At 64.9% G+C, this 5,184-nt stretch carries 2 protein-coding genes; one reads left to right on the forward strand and one right to left on the reverse strand.

Annotated elements, in window-relative coordinates:
- Positions 1–161: 161 nt before the first annotated feature.
- Positions 162–3,155, reverse strand: coding sequence for a hypothetical protein (locus ACXJKR_RS23780; RefSeq protein ID WP_457324913.1), 2,994 nt, complete (start codon positions 3,153–3,155; stop codon positions 162–164).
- A 491-nt stretch (positions 3,156–3,646) separates the two neighbouring features.
- On the opposite strand from ACXJKR_RS23780, the gene ACXJKR_RS23785 reads away from it, so the two are divergent.
- On the forward strand, positions 3,647–5,184 hold a 1,538-nt coding region (locus ACXJKR_RS23785; protein ID WP_457324914.1), incomplete at its 3' end, for an ABC transporter substrate-binding protein.

Raw genomic sequence — 5,184 nt, forward strand, 5'->3', positions numbered from 1 at the left:
GCCGCAAGCATCGCCGTCCCCCCGGGGGCTGAGGCCGGACACATGGCGCCCAGTGGGCGCCATGTGCCTGCCGAAGGGCTGCGGCACTGCCGCAGCGCGGTCTGCAAGACCGGTCGGTCGCGCCGCGTTCAGCGGTGTGCGGCCGGACGAGGGGCTGCATGTCAGGCCGTGCGCAGGAAGTAGAGGTTGGCGCTGCCACGCGTCAGCAGCACGAAGCCACGCAGAGCCGGCACGTAGCGCATGCGGTTCTGCAGGCCGCTGCCGTTGTCGGGGGTGGGCGCGATCTTCTGGCTGCCACCATTGAGCAGGCTCATGTCCCAGACATTGCTGTCATTGGGCGTGACGACGTAGACACGGCCCGCCGCTTCGCCCTGGCCGCTGTAGAACAGGAAGCGGTCACTGTCCGGGTCATAGTCCATCGCCGCATAGCTCGGCTTTTCGTTCTGCCATTGCGTCAGCGCGCTGCTGGCGTTGAATGTGACGGCGATCTGCTGGCCGCTGCCCAGCGGAACGCGGCTGGCCACCATGCGCTGCGGGTCGAAGCCCTGGCCGTCGCCCCATTGCAGGCAGAACATCTGGTTGCGTCGCGCATCGAAGGCGATGGGCCAGCGCACCGCGTCACCCACGGGGTTGGTGACGAGGTCCGTCCACTTCTTATCGACGGGCGACCACTTTTTCAGGCCAGTGCTGACAACCTCGCCGGTCGCGCGGATCTGCGCAGCACCGTAATAGCCCGAGGGCATGTCGGCCCAGGTGCCGGCCTTGTCCCAGGTGTTGGTGTCGAGGTTGAAGGCGTCGACCTTGGCAAAGTCCCAGGATGAACCGTACACACCGCGCGCACCGAACAGCATCAGGCGGTTGATCTGCGGAATGAAATGAGCCGTGCTGTAGAGATGGCGCGACGACGGCATGCCATCGGTGTAGTGGGCAACATTCTGCGCGTAGCTCTTGCTGGCCGCCAGGCGCACCTTCCAGGTCGGCGCGTCCGACGCGAGGCTGATGGAGACGACGCGGTTGTCGTAGGAATCGGTATGGCCACCGGCCGCCGCGATGATGATTTCGCTGGTGCGGTCGTTGATGGCGATGCCGCTGTAGGCATCGACTGCCGCGCCGCCGGCGCCAGCCGTGCCGGGGATCTCGAACCAGGTGTTCAAGGGCTTGCTGGCCAGCCAGCTTGGAATGACCCGCGCCGGCGCCACCGACCAGACCGGCGCGCTGTTGAAGGCATCTCGCAGCGCCGGATAGTTGCTGGCCGAAATGAGGCGCTGGTAGGCGGTGGCGGCGCCGTCGACGCCATGCCTGACTGCATAGGCCATGGCCGTCGTCAGGTTGCCCCATGCCGCGCGATCACCCGGCATGATCTCGCCCGCCAGCTTACCTTCCACGGTGCCAAACCAGGCCGGCTGGCTGGCGTAGCTGGCCAGGTAGACAGCCGCATCGTTGAGATGCCAGGGGCCCTTGCCGGTCTGGAAGTCGGGCACCGCAACAGGCGAAATGCTCATGGTGTAGACGGCCGCGTTCACGTACCAGAAGCCGGTGGCCGGCCCCAGGCGCATGACGGCGCTGCGCGCCTTCCAGCGGAAGAAGGCCGCGTGCTTGGTTTCGACGGCCGCCGGTACCGGCAGACCCATGGACAACGAGTAGCCGAAGGCGGCGGTGACGAAGTCCTGCTGCCAGACCGCACCGAACTGCATGGTGTTCTCGTAGCCTTCGCCCGGCTGGATCCAGCCATAGGGGTTGTTGGGCTGGGCGACGTAGACGGCGTGGAAGTTCTCGATGTTGGACTGCACGCAGTTGATGAACTCCTGGCGCAGCGTGGTGTCGTCGTCCGGCGTCACGTTCAGCGCCTGAGTCAGAGCGCGCCACTGCCACGCAGCGGAACGGGTCTGCCAGCCGCCGAAGCAGGACTGCACCAGGCCTTGCGAGCCACGGCGCATATTGGGCTCGTCGGCCTTGCTCAGGTAGTTCAGCGTGGCGGCGAACTGCACCTGCTCCATGAAGTACCAGCGCCCCGTGACCAGATAGGCCATATAACCCACCGAGGGGCTGTGGGCGCAGTCCCAGCGCGGCGACTGCGTGCCGGTGGGCTGGGGCGTGAACTGGCTGCGCGTCGAACTGCCGAGGTCGCTGACGCGGCTGTCCTTGTGCAACACCAGGTTGGGGTACTGGGAAAAGCGGATCGGGCGCTGCGTCTTCTCGTCGCGGTAGAACAGCGGATAGCGACCGGCGGCGAAGCCGTTGCGCACGACGGCCGCATAGGTGTTGCTGCTTTCGCAGGTCAGATAGAGCGCGTCATGCATCGGCAGCAGGCCGATGGGTTCCTGGTAGCCGGTGGCCGCCATGGAGTCACCTGCGTAGGTGAAGTTGGCCTTGTCCAGCGGCGTGTAGCTGGTCACCAGCCACTGGGCGACGGCGCCATTGGCGTCCACGCGGGCGCTGTAGGTCGGCACCTGCTCGGTGGCCTGCAGATAGGCCAGGTCATGGCGCGGCGTCACATCGGGATCTGTGCCCAGCCAGTAGGACAGGGCCGTGCCGTTGATCAACGCCGTGCGGCAATGGTGGGACAGGTCGATGGTGGCCGAGAAACGCTGCGTGCCATTGATCTTGAAGGTGTAGGTCGCCGCCTTGCTGGTCGGGCCCGCCACCATCAGATAGCCGTTCTCGATCCAGGGCAGCACCTCGACGGCGCCGCCGGCGAACAGGCGCACCTCCAACCAGGCCACCAGGTGAGCGTCACTGCCCACCGGCTTGCGGAAGACCCAGGACGACATCTGCGCGCCACTGACCCAGGTGGCCTGCGGCGCATCCCAGTCGGCGGCGCCAAAGCTGGCCGTGCCGAGGCTGCCGGCGCCAACCTCGGCGGTGATGCCAGTTTTCTTCAGGTCCGCAACGGTCAGCAGCGCAGCGCTGCCAGCGCTGGCTGCAACGCGACGCAGCCGCACGGTCAGCAAGCTGTTGGCCGTCAGGTCGGCAAAGCCGGCGATCTGGGCGAACTTCAGGGAGCCGTCAGGCCAGGTCGTACGTGGTGTGACCTGCAACACAGACAGGCTAGAGCCCACCGTGCTGCCCGCCGGGATGTCGCCGCGCTTGAAGGCGAAGCCCAGGCTGAAGGGCGCCTTGGCTTGCGTCTTGGTACTGACCAAGCTGAACTGCATCGCGCCAGTAAACAGGCCGAGCGTCGGAGTGGCCACAGGTGCGGGGGCCGGAGCTGGAGCCGGGGGCGGAGCCGGAACGGGTGCGGGGGCAGGAGCGGTCGTGGGCAGCTTGATCACCGAAGCAGTGACGGTCGCTCCGTCCGACGCAGTCGCCTCGGCCATGGCCTCTCCCCCTCCACCACCGCAACCGGCCAAGGGAACAGCTCCGCCAAGAGCGGCTGAATACTGGAGGAATTTACGGCGCTGGGGGTCAGTCATGGAAAAGCAATCCTTAGCAGCGAACGTCGCTGCACTTCGGTACTAGGGGGGTGGCCTAGGGGGGCGGAACGGATTCTGATGGCAGGCCCTGACGGGACCGTGGCTAAACGTTACGAACTAGGGGGCGCGGAGGGTATAAGTTTGGGTTATGCGTCTCGACCTTCGCCGCCCTTGCCGCGACGGGTCGTGCTCCAAACAATTCCCGCCCGTTCTCCCTCTGAAAAGCCACCGTCATGAAGCCCCTGCACTTCGCCCTGCTGACCCTGGTTGCGCTGGCCAGCGCGCCTGCGGTGCAAGCCCAAAACAAGCCGCTGATCTACTGCGCCGACGCCAGTCCGGAAGGTTTTGACCCTGGAATGTGGGACAGCGCTAGCACCAACACGGTCAGCGCACAGATGTTCGACGGGTTGCTTGGCTTCAAACGACCCACGACGGAGCTGACCCCCAAGCTCGCCACAAGCTGGGAAATCTCGCCCGACGCGAAGAGCTTCATTTTCAGATTGCGGGACGGCGTGAAGTTCCACACCACCCCCTGGTTCAGGCCCACCCGCAACCTCAATGCAGATGATGTGCTGTTCACTTTTCAACGCTTCATCGACCCCAACCACCCGTTCAACAGGGCGTTTCCGGCAAATTTCATCTACCCGCAGAACCTTGGACTGACCAAGCTGATCGAGGGCATCGACAAAATCGACGACCGCACAATTCGTTTCCGGCTTCGTCAGCCCAATGTGACATTCGTCGCAAACTTCGCCTTCGCCTGGGCGGGCATCCAGTCCGCCGAGTACGCCGCGCAGCTACTGAAGGAAGGAAAGGCCTCGCAAATCAATGTGCAGCCGGTCGGCGCGGGGCCCTTTCGCTTCAAAAGTTATGCCAAGGACGACGTGCTGCGTATGGAAGCGCACCCAGATTACTGGGGCGGCAAGCAGCCCACGTCGAATCTGGTCTTCAGCATCAGCCGTGAGCCCAATGTGCGCGTGCAGAAGATCGCCGCCGGCGAATGCCATGTAACGGCAGCCCTGCGCGACGTCGACATCGCCCCGCTGGCGAACAACGCCAACATCAGCATCGAGAAGATCCAGGCGCTCAACATCTCCTACCTGAGTTTCAACCTGAAGAAGCCGCCCACCGACAAGCGCGAGGTGCGCGAGGCCCTGGACATTGCCGTCGACCGCGACGCCATCTTCAAGGCCCTGTTCCCGCGCGGCGACGCCATGCAGGCCGTCAGCGCCTTCCCGCCGGCCATCCCCGGCTACAACAAGAAGCTGAAGAACGAGTTCGACCCGGCGAAGGCCAAGGCGCTGCTGGCCAAGGCGGGCTTTCCCAACGGCTTCGAGATCGACCTCTGGGCCCTGCCCGTGCAGCGCCCGACCAACCCGAACGGCCAGCTGATGGCCCAGCTGATCCAGCAGGACTGGGCCAAGATCGGCGTCAAGGCCAGCATCAAGACCTTCGAGTGGGGCGAGTACCTCAAGCGCGCCAACAACGGCGAGCACAACGTCTACATGAGTGGCTGGAGCGGCGAGACCGGGGATGCGGACGACTTCCTGACGCCCAACCTGAGCTGCGCGGCCAACAAGAGCGGCATCAAGTTCTGCAACGCCGAATTCGAGAAGCTCATCGACGAGGCCCGCGCGACGCCCGACCAGAAAAAGCGCATCGCGCTGTACGAGAAGGCCCAGGAGATCTTCAAGCACGAGCGGCCCTGGATCACGATGGCGCATTCGACCGTCTACATCCCCATCCGCAAGGACGTGGTGGGCTTCAAGAT

The organism is Roseateles sp. P5_E11 (assembly GCF_054049355.1).